General features: G+C 63.5%; 13 protein-coding genes. 9 read left to right on the forward strand and 4 right to left on the reverse strand.

The window, feature by feature from the left end:
• The first annotated feature begins 210 nt into the window (after positions 1–210).
• The 4 genes from LOL23_RS12295 (at position 211) to LOL23_RS12310 (ending at position 7,313) form a co-directional block, all read left to right on the forward strand.
• Positions 211–2,412: a TonB-dependent siderophore receptor gene (locus tag LOL23_RS12295; RefSeq protein WP_237173666.1), complete on the forward strand. Its 2,202-nt coding sequence runs from the start codon at positions 211–213 to the stop codon at positions 2,410–2,412.
• Positions 2,412–3,614, forward strand: a complete 1,203-nt coding sequence (locus LOL23_RS12300) for an efflux RND transporter periplasmic adaptor subunit (RefSeq protein WP_237173667.1) — start codon at positions 2,412–2,414, stop codon at positions 3,612–3,614. The genes LOL23_RS12295 and LOL23_RS12300 overlap by 1 nt, the downstream gene beginning before the upstream one ends.
• On the forward strand, positions 3,599–5,608 hold the full coding sequence (locus LOL23_RS12305) for an ABC transporter permease (RefSeq protein WP_305072130.1): 2,010 nt from the start codon (positions 3,599–3,601) through the stop codon (positions 5,606–5,608). Before LOL23_RS12300 ends, LOL23_RS12305 begins: the two co-directional genes overlap by 16 nt.
• Positions 5,609–5,978: 370 nt before the next feature.
• The gene (locus tag LOL23_RS12310; protein WP_237173668.1) at positions 5,979–7,313 is read left to right on the forward strand and encodes an efflux transporter outer membrane subunit; all 1,335 of its coding nucleotides are present in this window, start codon (positions 5,979–5,981) and stop codon (positions 7,311–7,313) included.
• A gap of 103 nt (positions 7,314–7,416) precedes the next feature.
• Here LOL23_RS12310 and LOL23_RS12315 read toward each other — a convergent pair whose 3' ends face one another.
• Positions 7,417–8,313: a MurR/RpiR family transcriptional regulator gene (locus LOL23_RS12315; protein ID WP_160981020.1), complete on the reverse strand. Its 897-nt coding sequence runs from the start codon at positions 8,311–8,313 to the stop codon at positions 7,417–7,419.
• Between the two features lie 14 nt (positions 8,314–8,327).
• Positions 8,328–9,674, reverse strand: coding sequence for an aspartate aminotransferase family protein (locus LOL23_RS12320; protein WP_160981018.1), 1,347 nt, complete (start codon positions 9,672–9,674; stop codon positions 8,328–8,330).
• A 212-nt stretch (positions 9,675–9,886) separates the two neighbouring features.
• Between LOL23_RS12320 and LOL23_RS12325 the strand changes: the two genes are divergently transcribed.
• From LOL23_RS12325 to hglS, 4 genes are all read left to right on the forward strand, one after another.
• On the forward strand, positions 9,887–10,870 hold the full coding sequence (locus LOL23_RS12325) for a Bug family tripartite tricarboxylate transporter substrate binding protein (RefSeq protein ID WP_237173669.1): 984 nt from the start codon (positions 9,887–9,889) through the stop codon (positions 10,868–10,870).
• A 4-nt stretch (positions 10,871–10,874) separates the two neighbouring features.
• A complete protein-coding gene (locus LOL23_RS12330; protein WP_237173670.1) occupies positions 10,875–12,398 on the forward strand; it encodes a M81 family metallopeptidase in 1,524 nt (507 codons plus the stop codon).
• 215 nt (positions 12,399–12,613) lie between these two features.
• Complete coding sequence (locus LOL23_RS12335; RefSeq protein ID WP_237173671.1) at positions 12,614–13,492, forward strand: LysR substrate-binding domain-containing protein; 879 nt, start codon at positions 12,614–12,616, stop codon at positions 13,490–13,492.
• 77 nt (positions 13,493–13,569) lie between these two features.
• Complete coding sequence (hglS, locus tag LOL23_RS12340) at positions 13,570–14,979, forward strand: 2-oxoadipate dioxygenase/decarboxylase HglS (protein ID WP_160981010.1); 1,410 nt, start codon at positions 13,570–13,572, stop codon at positions 14,977–14,979.
• 116 nt (positions 14,980–15,095) lie between these two features.
• Here the strand turns inward: hglS and queE are convergent, their stop codons facing one another.
• Entirely contained in the window at positions 15,096–15,737 is a 642-nt protein-coding gene (queE, locus tag LOL23_RS12345) for a 7-carboxy-7-deazaguanine synthase (RefSeq protein ID WP_160981008.1), read from the reverse strand.
• A gap of 4 nt (positions 15,738–15,741) precedes the next feature.
• Positions 15,742–16,836 carry a 6-carboxytetrahydropterin synthase gene (locus LOL23_RS12350; protein WP_160981006.1) on the reverse strand — a complete coding sequence of 365 codons (1,095 nt, stop codon included), beginning with the start codon at positions 16,834–16,836 and terminating at the stop codon, positions 15,742–15,744.
• A gap of 308 nt (positions 16,837–17,144) precedes the next feature.
• Between LOL23_RS12350 and LOL23_RS12355 the strand changes: the two genes are divergently transcribed.
• Positions 17,145–18,248, forward strand: coding sequence for an NADH:flavin oxidoreductase/NADH oxidase (locus LOL23_RS12355; RefSeq protein ID WP_160981004.1), 1,104 nt, complete (start codon positions 17,145–17,147; stop codon positions 18,246–18,248).
• Positions 18,249–18,301: the final 53 nt, after the last annotated feature.

Consider the following 18,301-nt stretch of genomic DNA (forward strand, 5'->3'; position numbering starts at 1 on the left):
GTGCAGGGCCTTTCTGTTCACCGAAGCGGCCAGCGTTGTCGACGCAGGCAGTGCGTCCATGCGTCGGCCGTTTCACTCAGGGTCTCTCGCATCATGAATACGCATTTTCCACGCGCACCCATGCCGGCAAGCTCGCCGGTCTTTGGCGGCGCCCGCTTCTCCGTTGTGTGCCGCCTTACTCCTGCAGCTTCTCGCCCGTCACCCCTTCATATGCCTGCGCGTGCTTCGGGGGGCCAGCACTTATCCCGCTTGCGCGCGCAGGCATTCCTGGTCGCCCTCGTACTAGGCTTCGCCCAAACACCTGTGCTGGCGCAGCGGGGTTTTGCTGCGCGGTTGGCGCCGATAACGGTAAGCGGCCAGAGGCAATCCGCTGCTCCCACCGAAGGCACAGGCGCCTATACCGCGCCGGCTGCCGAGACGGCCACGCCACTGGGCCTGGCGCCGCGCGACACCCCGCAGTCTGTCAGCACGATGACCCGTCAACGCATGGACGACCAGGGGCTGAACCAACTCACCGATGTCATCGCCCAAACGCCCGGCCTTACTTACAGCTCCAGCGCCAACACGGCCACCGACCAGAGCGTTACCTACGCACGCGGCTTCCGGGTCGAGAATTTTCAGGTTGATGGCGTGGGGTTGGTGTACAGCAGCTATAGTTCTATCTTCCAGGCTAACGATATGGCCATATACGACAGGGTCGAGGTGGTGCGCGGCGCCACCGGCCTGATGAACGGCGTAGGGTCGCCTGGCGCTACCATCAACCAGATCCGCAAACGGCCTACACACGGCTTCCATGCGTCGCTCAAGGCAGAGGCCGGTGCCTGGGACTACTACCGTGGCCAGGCGGACATCTCCACGCCACTGAACGAATCGGGGTCGCTACGGGGCAGGCTGGTCGTTGCCCGCCAAAAAAACCAATCCTACATAGATCGCCTCGAAGAGCGGGCGAGCGTGCTATACGGCATCCTCGAGGCCGACCTTGGCGAGTCGACGCTGGCAACACTGGGTTTCGCTTACCAGCAGCATGATGCCACCGGGCATGCGCGGTCAGCGCGGCCGCCGTTCTATTCCGATGGTACGCGTGCGCACTGGGGCCGCAGCGACTCGGCCGCGGCTGTCTGGGCATATGGCAAGCGCCGCACCCAAGACTTGTTCGCGTCGTTGGAGCATCGGCTGGAAAACGGCTGGCGGCTAAAGGCCATTTACAGCAATGCCGTCAACGTCTATGACGAGAAGCTGGGCTACGCGATGTTTGGCGCGCCCGACAAAGTCACGGGCGCAGGTCTCGGCCTGTGGGCCGGTCGCTGGCGCGGCAAACCCACGCAACACACGCTCGACCTATCCGCGAAAGGGCCTTTCCAGCTGTTTGGGCGCAGGCATGACGCAGCAGTCGGCGTCACCGCATCTCGCGTCACCGATCGCGCGCCCAACTACAACCTCTGGTACTTTTCGGGCTGGAGCAATGCGATCCCTAATATCTACACGTGGGATGGCCGCACGCCGGCCGAGCCCCCTAACCCGTCGAACGGCAACCGACGCGAGCGTGAGAATGTCGCCAGCGCCTATGCCACAGTACGCCTGCGCCCCACCGATCAACTAGCCGTCATCGCGGGTGCCCGTGTCACCAACTGGCGCCAGAGCAAGGCTACCTATCCCATCGGTAAGCCCGCGCGTTTTGAGCATCGCGCTGAGTCCGGCCGCATTACGCCATACCTGGGTGTTGTCTACGACCTCAACGATCAGTGGTCTGCCTATGCCAGCTACACCAACATCTTCAAGCCCCAGAACAAAAAGGGCCTCAGCGGCAAGACACTCGATCCGCTCGTTGGCAACAGCTATGAAGCCGGCCTGAAAGGCGAATTCATGGATGGGCTGCTCAACGTCGCGGGGGCAGTGTTCCTGATCCAGCAAGACAATTTCGCCGTGGCTCTGCCGGGGCAGCTCGCCCCCGACGGTTCAACCGCCTACGAAGCCGTCGCGGGCGCACGCACGCGCGGTTTCGAACTCGAACTCGCCGGGCAACTCGCGCGCAACTGGCAGGCATCGGCCAGTTACACGCGTGCACTCTCGCAAGATCGAAACCATACATCGCTCAATACCCAAATACCGCAAAACACCTTCAAATTGTTCACCACCTATCGCATCCCGGGTATTGGCGGTGGCTTGACCGTGGGCGGCGGGCTGCGTTGGCAAAACCGCATCTACAGCGACAACATCGGCTCGCGCAAGGCGCGTGTCACCCAGGGCGGTTACGCGCTGGTCGACCTCATGGCGCGCTACGACATCAGCCGCAGGGTGTCGGTATACGCCAATCTGTATAACGTTTTCGACAAGGTCTACTACACGACCAGCGGCTACTCCTACTATGGCGCGCCGCGTTCCATCAAGGCTGGCCTGGATATCCGCTACTGATGATGATGCAACTTCAACGCAAAGGCGCAGGCTGGCGCCCTATGGCAATGGCACTGGTCTTGCTTCTGGCAATCGTGGCCATTGTTATCTGGAACGCGCGGCGGCAGGCACCGGTGTATCCGTCCGCGCCGGTTGTGCGGGGGGCGCTTGAGGCAAGCGTCGCAGCCATCGGTGTGCTGCAGCCGCGCCAGTATGTGGATGTTGGGGCGCAAGTGTCGGGGCAGATCAATCGCCTTCACATCAAGCCGGGCGACAAGGTGGCAAAGGGTGACTTGTTGGTCGAGATCGATCCCAGCGTACAGCAGGCGGCGGTCGACGCGGGTCGTGCGCAGGTTGCAGGGCTGCGCGCGCAGTTGCAAGACCAACTGGCCCAGCACAGGCTGGCGCAGCGCCAATACAACCGCCACACTTTGTTGGCGCGTGAAGGGGCCACGCGCGACGAAGACGTACAGGTGGCCGAAGCCGCTGTAGCCTCGGCCGCTGCCCGTGCTGATCACCTGAGAGCCCAGATCGCGCAGGTGCGGGCGACGCTCAAGGCCGACGAGGCGCGGCTGGGCTACACGCGCATCTATGCGCCCATGGAGGGCACTGTTGTTGCGGTTTATGCACGCGCAGGGCAGACGCTGAATGCGGCATATCAAACGCCCAATATCCTGCGCGTTGCCGATCTCTCCGGTATGACGGTCTGGACCGAGGTCTCCGAGGCAGACATCGGGCGCGTCAAGGCAGGCATGCCGGTTTACTTCACCACGCTGGGCGCTGGCGGCGACGACGCCGCGCGGCGTTGGCATGGCACGGTGCGCCAGGTGTTGCCCTCTCCGCAGGGCATGCCGTCTTCAGGTGAAGGCCCTGCTGGTGTGCAGCAACAGGCAGCCAGTAAGGCGGTGATGTACACCGTGCTGTTCGATGTCGACAATGCCGACGGCGTGCTTATGCCCCAGATGACTGCGCAGGTAACGTTCGTTGTCGCGCGGGTCGAAGACGCGCTGTTGGTGCCACTGACAGCGCTCGTGGCCGGCGGCCAGCCTGATCACTATACGGTTCATGTGTTGGGCCGCAGGGGCGGCCCGGCCCAGCGGGAGATCGTCACGGGTGTGCGCAGCCGCATTGCCGCACAAGTGGTCGATGGCTTGCGGCCGGGCGAGCTGGTCGTGACCGGCCCCGCCGCCAGCGATGGAGGGGAAAAATGGCTGCAATGGTAAACGAAGGCGTTGGGGCTCCAGGTGCCTGCCCACTCATCCAACTAAGCGGCATCCGTAAAGCGTACGGCGGCACTGCAGGTCAGCCTCATGTAGAGGTGCTGCGGGGCATTGAGCTGTCCATTCATGCGGGCGAATTCGTGGCTGTCGTTGGTGCGTCGGGGTCAGGTAAATCCACGCTCATGCACATACTAGGTTGCCTGGACCGCCCCAGCGCCGGCACCTATCGCTTTGGCGGGCGCGACGTCGGTACCCTGTCGTCAGACGAGCTTGCCGCGTTGCGCCGATCCGCGTTCGGCTTTGTTTTCCAAGGCTATCACCTGATCTCCACCGAAACAGCCCAAGAAAACGTAGAGGTGCCAGCTGTCTATGCTGGCTGGCCTCAGGCCAGCCGCAGCAGCCGCGCGGCCGTCCTGTTGGCGAAGCTGGGCCTGGAGGGAAAGCTCGGCCACCGTCCGCATCAGTTGTCGGGCGGGCAGCAGCAGCGTGTATCCATCGCCCGCGCACTCATGAACGGCGGCAGCATCATACTTGCCGACGAGCCCACCGGCGCGCTTGATACGCAAAGCGGCGCGCAAGTGATGGCCTTGTTGCGTGAGCTTGCCGCCGAAGGCCATACAGTTGTGTTGATCACGCATGACCGCGCCGTGGCGGCCCAGGCGTCGCGCATCATCGAAATCAGCGATGGCTGCATCGTCAGCGATTCAAGCGGCGGCGCGGCGCCTGGGCCGCCTGAGGCAGGCGCTTCAGGCGGCTGGTTGCAGAACACCTCCGTTCCGCTCAGCGCTACAGAGGGCGCCAGTATATGGGCCGATCTGCGCGAGGCAGCCCGAGGCGCCTGGCGCGGTATGTGCGTAAATCGGGTGCGAACCGCGCTGACGCTTCTCGGTATTGTCATCGGCGTGGCTGCCGTCATCGTCATGCTGGCGGTGGGCGAGGGCGCGCGGCAGCGGGTGGCCGCGCAGATGGGCACGTTGGGCACCAATATCATGTATTTGGGCAGCCGCGTGCCGCCGTCCGGTGGTCCGGCCGGAACGCTGACGCCAGACGACCTCGATGCCATCGCGCATGTAAGGGGTGTGCACCGCGTCATGCCGGTGATCGGCGACCCTGTCTCGGTGCGATACCGCAATGCCGAGCGTAGCGTATATGTGTTCTCCGCCAGCCATGAAATGCCCGACGTGCATCATTGGCGCGTTGCGGTGGGTAGGTACTATACGCGCCACGAAGACCTGTCCCTGGCGCCGGTGGCCGTCTTGGGCAGCAAGGCGCACGCCCAGTTCTTCCCCGACGGGGGTGATCCGCTGGGCCGGCTGCTGCTGATAGGCAACTCGCCTTTTGAAATCATTGGCGTCATGAGCGAGCGCGGTTCGATGTCAGGGGCGGAGGACTACGACAGGATGGTTTTCATCCCCTATCAGTCGGGGCGCGCCAGGGTATATCAGGCGCAAACGCAGCCCGACTACGTAGTGATTGATGCGAGTGCTGCCCATGACGTGCTGCGGGTCGAGAAAGCGGTGCAGGATGTGCTTCGCCTTCGTCATGGCGGTCGCGAAGACTTCTCCATCGCCAACGCCGCGGCGTGGATACGGGCCGAAATGGCCACCCGCGACACCATGACGATGATGCTGGGCCTTATCGCACTGGTGTCGCTGGCGGTGGGCGGCATCGGCGTCATGAACGTCATGCTGATGACAGTGCGCGAACGCACCCGTGAGATCGGCATTCGCGTGGCAACGGGTGCGCGAGAGCGCGACATTCTGCGCCAGTTTTTAACCGAATCCATGCTGCTTACCCTAATGGGCGGGGTGGCGGGCATTGTGCTGGCGGTTGTGGTCTGCACCGGCCTGTTGATGGCTGGCGTGCCCGCGGTGGTGTCAGTCAGGGCCATGGCGGGCGCTTTTGGCTGCGCCATCGCCACAGGCCTGTTATTCGGTTATATGCCAGCCCGCACCGCGGCGCGGCTCGATCCTGTTGTTGCGCTGGCTGGCGTGTGAGCGGCCGTTGTATGTCAGTGCCCACGGTGTCCCGGTAAAGCTGGTCATTCATTGCCGGCTGCAGCCAATGCCTCAGGCCTGAAGGCCAAGGTTTTTCGCACAAGTTGATAAAACAATGACGACTATGACAACGAAGCTGGCCACAAATATGGGTTCAACCATAGTAGCCACGCCACCCCTATCCTCGGCCTATCGATATGCCGGGTGCAAGCCGCTCGCCCGAGCCATGCCCCCAGTGTTGCACACCAGGGCGACATGCTTCGGCGCCGCGTCTTCAGTGGTACATCGCAGCCGGCGCCGAGCATCGTGCGCCGGCAAGGTGCGGCGTCGGGTTTCACGCTGCGCGATTGCTGTTTGCGCCACCGTCATCATGGCTGGATGCACGGTTGCCCGTGAGCCCAGCACGCGCGTGCTGGCGCTGCCGCAGTCCTGGTCCGCCCCGAGCGCTACAGCCTCGGCGCCAAAGGCCACGGCGCGATGGTGGGCAACTTTCGGCAGCGCCGAACTGGCCCGCTTTATCCGCGATGCTCAAGCCCAAAATTTCGGCCTTGCAGCCGCCGACGCCCGCATCCGCCAGGCACAGGCTCTGGCCGTTGCCGCAGGCGCTGCGCAATGGCCACAGATAGGTGCGCGGGTCGGCAGCAGCCATGGTCGGCATGGATCACGCTCCTCGACCGCACAGCAGTCGTTGGGCATTGAAGCCTCTTTTGATGTTGACCTCTGGGGCGCCGTCGCCGCCCGGCGCGATGCCGCGATTGCAGACGCCGCGGGTGCGGCATACGCACGTGACGCCGTGGCGCTCGAGTTGGCCGCCAACGTAGCCGCCACATACCTGCAAGCCGTATCCGCACGCGAACGCACGGGCTTTGCCCAGCAAGCGCTGCAAACCGCTGAACGCATCCTCCACCTCGTTGCAGTGCGCGTGCGTGCAGGCGCCGCGGCGCCGCTCGACCTGGCCCAGCAGCGCGGCCTGGTCGCCAGCCAGCGCCAAGCCCTCAGCGCAGTGCGCGAAACAGCACAGAACAGCATGTCGGCGCTTGCCATCCTGTTGGGGCGCGCCCCGCAGGGCATGTGGCTGAGCGCCGATACACTGGAGGGCATAACCGCAACAGATATCTCGCCCGGCGTACCAACCGACATCCTCACCCACCGTCCAGATATTGCCGAAGCTGAGCAGCGGCTGGCCGCCGCCGATGCCAACGTGGCCGCAGCGCGCGCCGCCATGTTGCCCGCGCTCACGCTCACGGCACAGGCCGGCGGCGGCGCCAGTGCCTGGGGTGCCATCCTTGAGCGGCCTTTCCACGAACTCACCGCTGGCCTGCTTGCGCCCATCTTCAACGCAGGCCGCCTTAAGGCCGGGCGGGTTCAGGCCCAGGCGCAGCGCGATGCGTTGCTGGCCGCATACCGCGGCGCCATTCTCACTGCGCTCAACGAAGTCGAAACATCCCTGACCATCGTACGCGAAGCCGATTTGCGCCACGCAGCACAAACTGAAGTACTCAACCAGGCCCAGACCGCCCTGCGGCTGGCCGAGGCCCGCTACCGCATGGGCGGTGAAACCCTGCTTACCGTGCTCGACGCGCAGCGCACCCTATACGCCGCCCAGGATGCAAGCGTGCAGCTAACGGTGGCGCGACTGCTCGCCAGGGTTGAGCTGTTCAAGGCTTTGGGGGGCGGGTGGCACGGCAAGGTCAGCAAGGGCTAAGCGCGGATACCCTAGTGCTTGAGTCGTTTGTTGCCAAAGCTCATCCAGGAGACGCTCGGGCTCGCCGACCAGGCGTGAGACAAAATGTTCGGTGTTGGGGTGATCACTGGCCTTGTGGCGGGCCACCCCTGGCCCCGCGCCCCACATAAGTGTCGAACTCCGCAAGCTGTGCCTCGCTGCGGGCGATTTCGTTCAGGCTTGTCTTGCCGCCGCTGGCGACCAGCATTGCCACGAGTGTCTGGGCGACGGCCAGGGCAGGCACCACGGACGGGAAGAGCGAGGGCGTCTGGTTGCTGAACGAGATGGTGACGTTGGCCAGTTTGGCAACGGGCGACACGGCACTGTCTGTGACCGCTATGATGCGGGCGCCCTTGCGATGGGCGTAGCGGGTTGCCGCCAGCGCATCCTTGGCATAGGGCTGACAACTGAAGACGATCAGTGCATCGCCGGCGCGGGCGCGCCGCAGGCTGTCGGCGAAGCCGCCGCCGGTGCCCGCAAGCAACACCGTGTTGTTCAGGAACATGCCGCACGAATAGCTGAAATAGTAGGCGGCGGGAAACAGGCTGCGCAGCCCCACCACGTAGATTTGCCCCGCAGTGCGCAAAGCGTCGTGCGCTTGGGTGAGCGCGCCGGCTGTTGTCTCGTCGAGCAATTGCCCAAGGTTGTCGAGGTCGGCCTGGAGGATGTCCTGAATGAGCGGGGACGTGGCTTTGCCGCGATGGCGCTGCAATTGCGTGGCGCGGGCCGAAAACGAGGTGTCGCCGCGCGCGAGCCATTGTCGGTAGACGTTGCGGAAGGCCTCGTAGCCATCGAAGCCAAGCTGCGTTGCCAGTCGGTGCATGGTGCTGGCTTGCACGCCGGCCTCGCGCGCCACTTGACGCATGGACGCCATTGCGACCGTGCGCGGATGGTCGATGGCAAACTGGGCGGCCTGCTGCAGCATCGGCGGCAGCGCCGCAAAGTCTTTTTTGATGAGGCTGTCCAGTTGGGGTTTTTCCATACCGGGTGGGGGCGTCAGTAGGCTGCCGTGGCGGTGGTTGATATGGCTGCGTCGATGGCGGCAGCTAGGATGTCTACGGCGGCGGAAAGCTCATTGATGTTGGTTGTATAAGGCGGCGCCAGCAAGACATGGTCGCCTGAGCGGCCGTCAATTGTACCGCCGCCGGGGTAGCACAACAGGCCGCGCTGCATGGCTTCGCGCTTGATGCGCGCATGCATCTGGTGTTTCGGGTCGAAGGGGGCTCCTGTATCGCGGTCGGCCACCAGCTCGACGGCCTGGAACAGCCCGCGGCCGCGAATCTCGCCCAGATTGGGGTGGCTGCCCAGCCGCTGCGCGAGCATTTCTGTTAGCGCAAGCCCCAATTCGGCGCAGCGCGCAACCAAGCCTTCGGACTCGATCACTTGTTGTACCGCTAATGCGCCCGCGCAAGCGACGGGGTGGCCGACGTAGGTATGGCCGTGCATGAAGGCGCCCGATGCCTGCACGATGGTTTCTACGATACGCCGTTGCGCCATGACGGCGCCAATGGGCTGGAAGCCGCCGCCCAAGCCCTTGGCCAGGCAAAGAATGTCGGGCTCTACGCCTTCCTGCTCGAAAGCATGGTAGGTGCCGGTGCGGCCCATGCCGCTCATCACCTCGTCAAGGATCAGCAAGACCCCATACCGGTCGCACACGTCGCGGATTGCGTGAAAGTAGCCCGGTACGGGCGCTACGGCGCCTGCGGTTGCGCCCACGACGGTTTCGGCCACGAATGCGGCAACAGTGCGCGGTGGCTGGGCCAGGATGGCCTGCTCCAGTTCGTCGGCCAGGCGAAGCACATACTGCTGCGTCGACTCGTGCTTGTGCTGATAGCGGTAGGCGTAGCAGGGCGTAACCTGTATTGTTGAGGCAAGCAGGGGCTCATACAGTGCGCGGCGGGCGACATTGCCGCCTATGGCTAATGCGCCCAGCGTATTGCCGTGGTAGCTCTGGCGCCGCGAAATAATTGTGCTGCGCTCAGGTTCGCCGTTGTCGACATGAAACTGGCGGGCCATCTTCAGTGCGGTTTCGACGGCCTCTGAACCGCTCGACAGAAAATACACGCTGTCCAGCCCAGTGGGCGAGTGTGCGGCCAGGTGTGCCGCCAGTGCTTCGGCGGGCTCGGAGGTGAAGAAGCCCGTATGTGCGTACTCGATCTGCCGCACTTGCTTTGCCACCGCATCGGCCACTGCGGGGTGAGCATGGCCAATGCAGGACACAGCGGCGCCGCCGCAGGCATCGTAATAGCGCTTGCCGCTGGCATCAATGATGAAGCTGCCCTCGCCCTGGACAGCCACGGGAGGGGTAGGGAGCAGGGGAGTGCGGTGCAGAATGTTGGTCATGGTGGGGAGAGGCGAAACGAAGGGTGGCGTAGCGCCGAAACGGAGCGAGAACGGTATCGTCTGGCCATTATAGATCAAATGATCTTGCAATATTAAAAAATGGATCATATGATCTAACAATGGTCTGCGTCGCGCCTCCACCTCCTGTTCTCATGGCCGTCGATCGAGTGCGCTGGCACAGCAGCTTATCCACATTTATCAGGCGAGGAATCATGCATTGCTTCAATCGACATTATTTCGGCAAGTTGCTGGCTCCAGTTCTAGGCGGCCTGCTGGCGTTGGGTTGTACGCCTGCGCATGCCTGGCCTGACCAGCCCATACGTATCATCGTTCCCTTCTCGGCGGGCGGTACGACCGATCTGCTTGGGCGTCTGCTGGCAGAAGGCATCAGCGGCGAGCTCGGGCAAAGCGTCGTCGTCGAAAACAAGGGTGGTGCGGGGGGCAATATAGGCGCCACGGAGGTCGCGCGGGCCAAGCCTGACGGCTACACCTTGATGATGGGCACGCCGGGCCCGCTGGCCATCAATCCGCTGGTATACAAAGACATCGCCTTCGCACCGGAGCGCGACTTTGCGCCTGTGGCCTATATTGCAGATGTTGCCAATGTGATCCTGAGTAACCCGAAAACGGGCTTCAAGACGGTGGGAGATCTGCTTGCCGCCGCCAAGGCGGCGCCAGATGCGCTCAACTGGGGGTCGCCTGGCGTGGGCAGCACCGGCCATTTGATGCTCGAGATGCTCAAGCAAAAAACGGGGGCCAAGATCACGCACATCCCATACAAGGGCGCCAGCCAAGCTGCCAACGATCTGCTTTCCGGCCAGATTCAACTTTCGGGCGATAACCTGCCTACTGCGCTGGCCATGATCAACTCGGGCAAGCTGGTCGCGCTGGGGGTGACAAGCGCAAAACCCTCGGCAGCGGCTCCTGAAATACCCGCAGTGGCAGAAACCGTGCCAGGTTATGCCCTGACTTCATGGTTTGTACTGATGGCGCCGGCGGGTACGCCGGAAGCGGTGATCAGCAAACTGAACGAGGCGGTCAATCACTGGCTGGCTCAGCCCGCCAGCCGCGAGCGTCTGCAGCGCTTGGCGGCCCAGCCGGTGGGTGGTACGCCAGCCGACCTGGGCAAGCACCTCACTGCGGAGCGGGCTAAGTATCGCGCGCTGATCGAGGCCGCGGGCATCGGCACGCGCTGAGTCCATGGGGCGTGCACTGGTGGCTAATAGCAAGAAAAAGCGGCTGGCCGTCGCCCGCTTTTGGTACGAAGGCAATGCGTTCAGCCCCGTGCCGAGCCGGTTCGATGACGTACGTCGCCGCGAATGGACACAAGGCGTCGAGGCATTGGCGGCCGCGCGCGACACGGCGACCGAACTCGCAGCCGTCGAGTATTTTGCGCGTACGCGCCCGGATTGGGATGTCACTGTATTGCGTTGCGCGTCAGCCATGCCCGCCGGCCCGATGGAAGATGATGTTTTCGATACCCTCAAGCGGGAAATCATCCAAGGTCTCGCTGGGGGGCGCTGGGATGCCATTTACTTGTCCTTGCACGGTGCCGCGATAACCGCCACCCGGCAGTCGCCGGATATCGAACTGCTGCAGGCGGTCAGGGCGTCGGCGCCTGGTGTGCCGGTGGGCGCCAGCTTTGACCTGCACGCCAATATCGGCCCACGTCACGCGCCGTTGTTGGATGTCACCGCTGGCTATCGTACTTATCCCCATATCGACATGCGGGAGGCGGCGGAGCGTGTCCTCGATGGCTTGGTTGGCATGGTCGAGCAGGGGCGCCGCTTCAGTGTCAAGGTGTTCAAGCCAGGTTTGATTCTGCCCAGCTTTAACATGCGTACTGAGGCGGGGCCGATGAAAACGCTGCAGGATGAGGCTGCCGGGTTGCGTGGCGGCGCTATCGCGGATGCCATTGTATTTGGCGGGTTCCCCTATGCGGATTCGTACGACACTGGGGCTTCTGTTGTGTTGGTCACGGACACAGGTTCGGCGCGGTATGAAGCTGCGTCGCAAGCGGCGGCCGACGTCCTGCTGAACACCATGCGCCGCCTAGCGCCCGAGTTCCAGGTCAGCCTGCCTACGCCCAGGGAGGCGCTGGACATGATCGTGGCGCGTGCCCGTACCGAGCTGGGGCTGTTCGCCATCACCGATCCCGCCGACAACCCCTTATCGGGCGGCACCAACGATACGCCGGCACTTTTTGCCGCCATGCTGCAAACCCCTTCGCTGCCGCCCTCGGTGTTTGCCTGTTTCACGGCGCCTGATGTCGTCGAACAGGCGCATGCGGGCGGTGTTGGTTCGGAGCATGATGCGATTCTGGGAGCGCGCCACAGCAGCGCGTTCGGCGCGCCGGTGGCGGCGCGCATGCGTGTGGTGAGGTTAACAGCGGGCGAGTTTGTGAACGAAGGGCCCATGGAACATGGCGTGCTTTCCCGCTGCGGCCGCACCGCCTTGCTGGAAGTGTGTGATCGTCCCGAAATCCAGGTCATTGTGAGCGAGGCGGTCGCGCCAACGCATGATCCGGGCCTGTTTACCCTGCACGGCATCGATTTGGGCCAGGTTCGCCTGCTGTGCGCAAAAGCAAAAAATCACTTTCGCGCTGCGTTTGGGCAGCGCTGCGTATCGATTATCGATGTGGATGCGCCCGGCCCTGCGGCATTGAATCTTGATTTGCTGCCTTTTAAGAATGCGGCGCCTGCACGTGAGGGCGCCGCTACATGAAGGTGTTTTGATGCGCCCCATGAGCAAGAGATCGCCCGCAGGCCGCTTTTCATAAAAATGCACCCGCGCTGGGCAAGCCCCGAAGGCGTATACGCGATAATGGGTGCGTTCTCGCAGCTGCATGCCGCTGCTGCGTGTTTTTCCGGTGATTCATGCAAAAGCGTTTGATGCCGTCAATGATGGCCCTGCAATGTTTCGAGGCCGTGGCTCGCCACATGAGTATTACGCGCGCCGCTGAAGAGCTGCATCTCACGCAAAGCGCGATCAGCAAGCAGATCACGCAGCTCGAAGCCTTGCTGCGCCAGCCGCTGTTCCTGCGCGTGCGCCGCAGGCTGCAGCTCACGCCGGCGGGTGCGCTGTATCAGGAAGAGGTCAGGAAGATCCTCAACCAGGTCGACATGTCCTCGCGCTACATCCTGACCTACGGCAGCGAAACCCAAGTACTCACTATCGGCACGCAGCCTACCTTCGGTGCGCGTTGGCTGATCCCGCGCCTTCAGGCTTTCATCGCTGCGCACCCCGACATCCAGTTGCGGGTGCGCAGCGAAACACAGCCTTTTGATTTGATGCACTCGCGTATAGATGTTTCGCTGTACTTCGGCCACGGCACGCTGCCGGGGGCTGAATGCCTGCCCTTGTTCGAGGCCGATGTTGTGCCGCTTTGCGCACCCGGCTTCCTGCCGGGCGACAAGGCCAGCAGCCTGGAGCATCTGAGCGAACAGGTGCTGATACAGTGCGCAACGCGCCCAGAGGCCTGGCACGACTACTTCTCGCACCAGAAGTTCTTGTCTGATCGCAGCTACCAAGGGCCCACCTTTGACACATTGAGCATGTGCATGCGCGCGGCCGCAGCCGGTTGCGGCATTGCGGCGGTGCCGCGCATGCTGGCCGAGCACGAGCTGAAGACGGGTGAGTTGGTGATTCCGTGGGCCTACGTGCAGCCCAGCGACGGCGCCTACTATGTGGCCTACGCCGAGCATGCCGCCCAGGTACCCAAGATCCGGCAGTTCGTGGCCTGGGTGCGGGGCGAAGCGGCTGGGGGCGATGCGCCTGCGGCAAAGCGGATGCGGAACATGAAAATTCGGAATGAATAGGGCGATTTTTTTCAATTGCCCATTGCCGGGCGACATGCTTTGATTGAGGCCGTTTTTTCAATCCTGAAGCATGTGTCATGAATCCTGAATACGTCAGCCCCGACCAGATCCGCGCCTGGTTCTCCCGTGCCATGTCCGACATGTACAAGTCGGAAGTTCCGCTTTACGGCACACTGCTTGACCTGGTGGCCGAAGTAAACGCTGCCACACTTGCTGGCGATGCTGCGCTGGCGGGCCAACTTGCCCGCACCGGCGAAATCGAACGTCTGGATATCGAACGCCATGGCGCCATCCGCCTGGGCACGCCCGAAGAGCTGGCAACCATGCGTCGCGTGTTCGCCGTGATGGGTATGACGCCCGTGGGATATTACGACCTTACCCCCGCCGGCGTGCCGGTGCATTCCACCGCCTTCCGCGCCACGCATGAGGCTTCGCTGCAGGTCAGCCCGTTCCGCGTGTTTACGTCTTTGCTGCGGCTGGAACTGATTGCCGACGAAGCGCTGCGCGAGAAGGCTGCGCGGCTGCTGGCCGCGCGCAATATCTTCACCGACCGTGTGCTGGCGCTGACCACGCAGTTCGAAGCGCAGGGCGGGTTGGGCGAAGCGGCCGCGCGCGAGTTTGTGTCCGAAGCCTTGCATACTTTCCGCTGGCATGGCGACTCCATGGCCAGCCTGGACGACTACCACGATCTGCACAATCAGCATCGCCTGATTGCCGATGTGGTGGCCTTCAAGGGCCCGCACATCAACCACCTGACGCCGCGCACGCTGGATATCGATGAGGCCCAGGCCGAGATGCCGCGCCGGGGCATCGACGCCAAGGCCGTGGTCGAAGGCCCGCCGCGTCGCAGCTGCCCGATTCTGTTGCGCCAGACCAGCTTCAAGGCATTGGCCGAGCAAGTATGGTTCAGCGATGGTAAGGGCGGCCGCGCTGTGGGCAGCCATACGGCGCGATTCGGCGAGATCGAACAGCGCGGCGCGGCGCTCACCCGCAAGGGGCGCGCACTATACGACCGCTTGCTCGACGCCGCACGGCAGCGCACCGGTGCCGCGCCCACCGACAGCAATGCCGCTGAGTACATGCGCAATCTGCAGGAGGCCTTTGCGGCGTTTCCAGATAGCTACGACGAACTGCGCCAGCAGGGCCTTGCCTACTTCCGGTATTTCCTGACGGAAAAAGGCCACGCTTACGCGGGCCCCGCGCCCGACGACGACACCGATGTGGAAGGGCTGATCGCCGACGGCTATCTGCGCGCCGAACCGCTGGTGTACGAAGATTTTCTGCCCGTCAGCGCCGCCGGTATTTTCCAGTCCAACCTCGGCGATGGCGCACAGGCCAACTATGCGTTGGATGCCAGCCAGATCGCCTTCGAGCAGGCCTTGGGCGCGCCCGTGCAGGACGAGCTTGCGCTGTACGAAGCCAGCCAGGCGCGTTCGCTGCAGGTTTGTCTGCAAGCGCTGCGCGAGCAGGGCACAGTGGAAGCGTAAGTGGCCGATGGCCGCCCGCCTGTTTCGGGTGGGTGAGCCAGCCTGCGCAAGCCGAACATAGATTCTGCGTGTGGAAGGGCGGTTTATAGGCGCGGCCTGTTTCTTGGGGTAGTGTGTTAGCGGATACCCAGGAATTTATGGCTCTGCACCGACAGCCGCCACTGCGGATGGGCAAGGCAGTAGGCGATGGCCAAATCGGTATTCTGGATACGCGTGGGGCCGTCCATGGGTTGCAGCAGCAGGTGGTCAAATTGCAGGGCGTCCAGATCCAGGTCGCCTGGCAATAGGCCCGGCTGCGGAAAAACCAACTTCAGTTCGTCGCCACGCTTTTGCACCAACGGCGCGCCCGCTTTCGGGCTGACACAGAGCCAGTCTATGCCCGCTGGCGCCGCAACGGTGCCATTGGTTTCCACGGCGATGCGGAATTGCCTCGCGTGCAAGGCATCGATCAGTGGGGCATCCAGTTGCAGCAGAGGCTCGCCGCCTGTCGCCACCACCAAGCGGTGGGCCGCATCATCCGCAGGCCACAGCGATGCAATCGCGTCGGCCAGTGCGTCGGCCGAGCGGTACTTGCCGCCCAGTGTGCCATCCGTGCCCACAAAATCGGTATCGCAGAATCTACAGGCTGCGTCGGCGCGGTCCGCCTCGCGCCCCGTCCATAGGTTGCAGCCGGAAAATCGGCAGAACACAGCCGGCTTGCCGATCTGCAGGCCTTCGCCCTGCAGCGTATGAAAAATCTCTTTGACCGCGTATGTCATGGCGTTACACCGGCAGCGCCGGGCCCGAAAGATCCAAGCCGATCACCGAACCACCGCCTTGCGAGCCGAACATGTCGACCCGCGCCAGTTGGGGGATGTCCTGCCTAACATCGTGCAGAATCCAGCGTGCGATGGATGCGGTGCCGCTGTCGCCCAGTTCGGGGCGTTCGTACAGTGGATGATGGTCCAGTGCCTTGAACACCGGCGCAAAGATCGCCTTCACGTCTCCGAAATCCACCGTCCAGCCCATCACTGCATCCAGCGGCGCATGCAGATGCAGCCGGAGAGTATAGGTATCGCCATGAATGGCGTGACGCGGATCGCCTTCGGGCGCCTGCTTGAACTGCACCGCTGAATCGATGCTGAAGTCCTTCCAGATGCGGTAGTGGCTGCCGTCGAAACTGGCGCCGCACGAAGCGGTTTCGTACACCGACACCCATTGCAGCGACGGCAGGCCGGGCTTGAGCCGCGCCCACAGCCAGGACGAGAGCATTTCGCTGGTGGGGTTGGACAGCCCCTCGATATCGTTCAGGCAGTGGTATTCCAGTTGCGCGGCCAACGGCGCCCACATAGCGTCCAGGTCTTCGTGGCTCGCACGAACTGTGCTGGGGCCGCCATCTTGCGCAACCTGGATCATCACTTCAAAGCCATGGCCGTGCATGCGGCCGCATTTATGGCCTGCCGGCACGTTTGGCAGTTGGTGTGCGGCCAGAAAGCGGTAGCGACGCCAGAGATGTGCACGGCCGTCTTCGCCTATGCCGGCGCCTTGGGACGGCGTACTCCATACCGCGACGCGGGCCGCTTGGACATCCAGCCTGGCCCTGATCCAGCGCGCGATGTTTTCATCGCTGGGGTCGGGTATCGAATCGTTCAACACGCAGTAAGTCAGCAGATCCGTGCAGGCAGCCATCTGGCGGCCCAATACGCCTTCTTCGGCGCCCGGATAGGGGGCCTGGCCTTCGGCCAGGCGTGCAAACGCCGTGGCGACAAAACCGTGGCCATGCGTGGCATGCATGCGGTGATCGCGGGGCAGCGCATTGAGATGCCGTGCCGCTTCGAAGCGGCCGCTGGCAACGGTGAGCAGTGATTCGTGTTGCATGGATGGTAGAAGCGGATGATGCCTGGGCGGCGCGGGCTGCGTGCGGCCCGATGTATTGTGCGCCGCAAAATCGATGACGAGCGGGGTATCGGCCGATTGCCGCCCCGTGCCATACGGCACGGCACAAGGAGGGACGAAAGGGCGTTATTTTAGTTCAGAATGACGGATTGCCGAGGGCCGGGCACAGGAGGGGGCGCCGAAGCCATGCCGTATTCCGCCGCCTGATGCCATAATAAGCATTCTGGCCCGCTGTTGGCGGCCGCGCATTCCAGCCCTATCAATGTGAATCACTTGTACAGGAAGGTCCCGTGAGCAGTATTCTCTTCTCGCCCCTGACACTGGGGCAGCACACTTTGCCGAACCGCATCATCGTGTCCCCAATGTGCCAGTACTCGGCCAATGATGGCTGCGCCAGCCCTTGGCACTTCAAGCATCTGGGCATGCTGGCCGGCTCGGGCGCGGGGCTCGTCGTGGTCGAGGCCACAGCCGTCGAGCGCATCGGCCGCATCTCCCATCATTGCCTGGGCCTATACAACGACGCCAATGAGCAGGCCCTGGCCAGCGTCATTGCGTTCTGCCGCACTGCAGGTGCGGCCAAGTTCGCCATCCAGCTCGGTCATGCCGGCCGTAAAGGCTCCAGCCAGGTGCCCTGGGAAGGCGGCGCCCGCCTGGGCGAGGATGCGGATCCCTGGATTACCGTGGCGCCATCTGCTACACACGATGGTACGGCCCGCGCCTGTACCACGGATGATCTGGCGCGCATCAAGAAAGCCTTTATAGACGCCGCACGGCGCGCCGTGCGCATAGGCTTCGACATCATCGAGCTGCACGCTGCGCATGGCTATTTGCTGCATCAGTTCCTGTCGCCGCTGTCCAATCAGCGTACTGACGAATACGGAGGCTCGTTGGCCAACCGCATGCGCTTCCCCCTCGAAGTGTTCGAGGCCATGAAGGACGACTTGCCCGCGCACGTGGCACTCGGCGTGCGTATCACTGGCACAGACTGGCTCGAAGGCGGTATCACGCCCGACGAAGCCGCCGCGTTCGGCATGGAGCTCGAAGCGCTTGGCTGCGCCTTCCTTGACGTCACCAGCGGTGGCGTCGCGCCCGCCAAGATCCCGGTGGGGCCTGGCTATCAGGTTCCCTGCGCCAGTCACGTCAAACGGGCAGTCGGCATCCCTGTCTGGGCTGTGGGCATGATCGTCGCTCCGCAGCAGGCCGAAGATATCGTGGCTTCGGGCGATGCCGACGCCGTTGCCATGGCCCGCGCCTTCCTTGACAACCCTCACTGGCCGTACGAGGCGGCGCGCGTGCTGGGCGGCGATGTTGCCTACCCCGCACAGTATGCCCGCGCGAACCCATCTTTGTGGCCCGGGGCGCGGCTGAAGGACGCAGAAGCAGTGGGCGGGTAAGCCCCGCACGTTGTTTGCGAGGGGCCGCGAGGCCTCCAATACGGCCGGCGGCG

The organism is Paracandidimonas lactea (assembly GCF_021653995.1).
Classification (GTDB): domain Bacteria; phylum Pseudomonadota; class Gammaproteobacteria; order Burkholderiales; family Burkholderiaceae_B; genus Allopusillimonas; species Allopusillimonas lactea.

Coding starts and splice junctions, on each gene's coding strand:
- LOL23_RS12295 (WP_237173666.1), top strand. CDS start 211: ATGCCTGCGCGTGCTTCGGGGGGCCAGCACTTATCCCGCTTGCGCGCG.
- LOL23_RS12300 (WP_237173667.1), top strand. CDS start 2,412: ATGATGATGCAACTTCAACGCAAAGGCGCAGGCTGGCGCCCTATGGCA.
- LOL23_RS12305 (WP_305072130.1), top strand. CDS start 3,599: ATGGCTGCAATGGTAAACGAAGGCGTTGGGGCTCCAGGTGCCTGCCCA.
- LOL23_RS12310 (WP_237173668.1), top strand. CDS start 5,979: ATGGCTGGATGCACGGTTGCCCGTGAGCCCAGCACGCGCGTGCTGGCG.
- LOL23_RS12315 (WP_160981020.1), bottom strand. CDS start 8,313: ATGGAAAAACCCCAACTGGACAGCCTCATCAAAAAAGACTTTGCGGCG.
- LOL23_RS12320 (WP_160981018.1), bottom strand. CDS start 9,674: ATGACCAACATTCTGCACCGCACTCCCCTGCTCCCTACCCCTCCCGTG.
- LOL23_RS12325 (WP_237173669.1), top strand. CDS start 9,887: ATGCATTGCTTCAATCGACATTATTTCGGCAAGTTGCTGGCTCCAGTT.
- LOL23_RS12330 (WP_237173670.1), top strand. CDS start 10,875: ATGGGGCGTGCACTGGTGGCTAATAGCAAGAAAAAGCGGCTGGCCGTC.
- LOL23_RS12335 (WP_237173671.1), top strand. CDS start 12,614: ATGAGTATTACGCGCGCCGCTGAAGAGCTGCATCTCACGCAAAGCGCG.
- hglS (WP_160981010.1), top strand. CDS start 13,570: ATGAATCCTGAATACGTCAGCCCCGACCAGATCCGCGCCTGGTTCTCC.
- queE (WP_160981008.1), bottom strand. CDS start 15,737: ATGACATACGCGGTCAAAGAGATTTTTCATACGCTGCAGGGCGAAGGC.
- LOL23_RS12350 (WP_160981006.1), bottom strand. CDS start 16,836: ATGCAACACGAATCACTGCTCACCGTTGCCAGCGGCCGCTTCGAAGCG.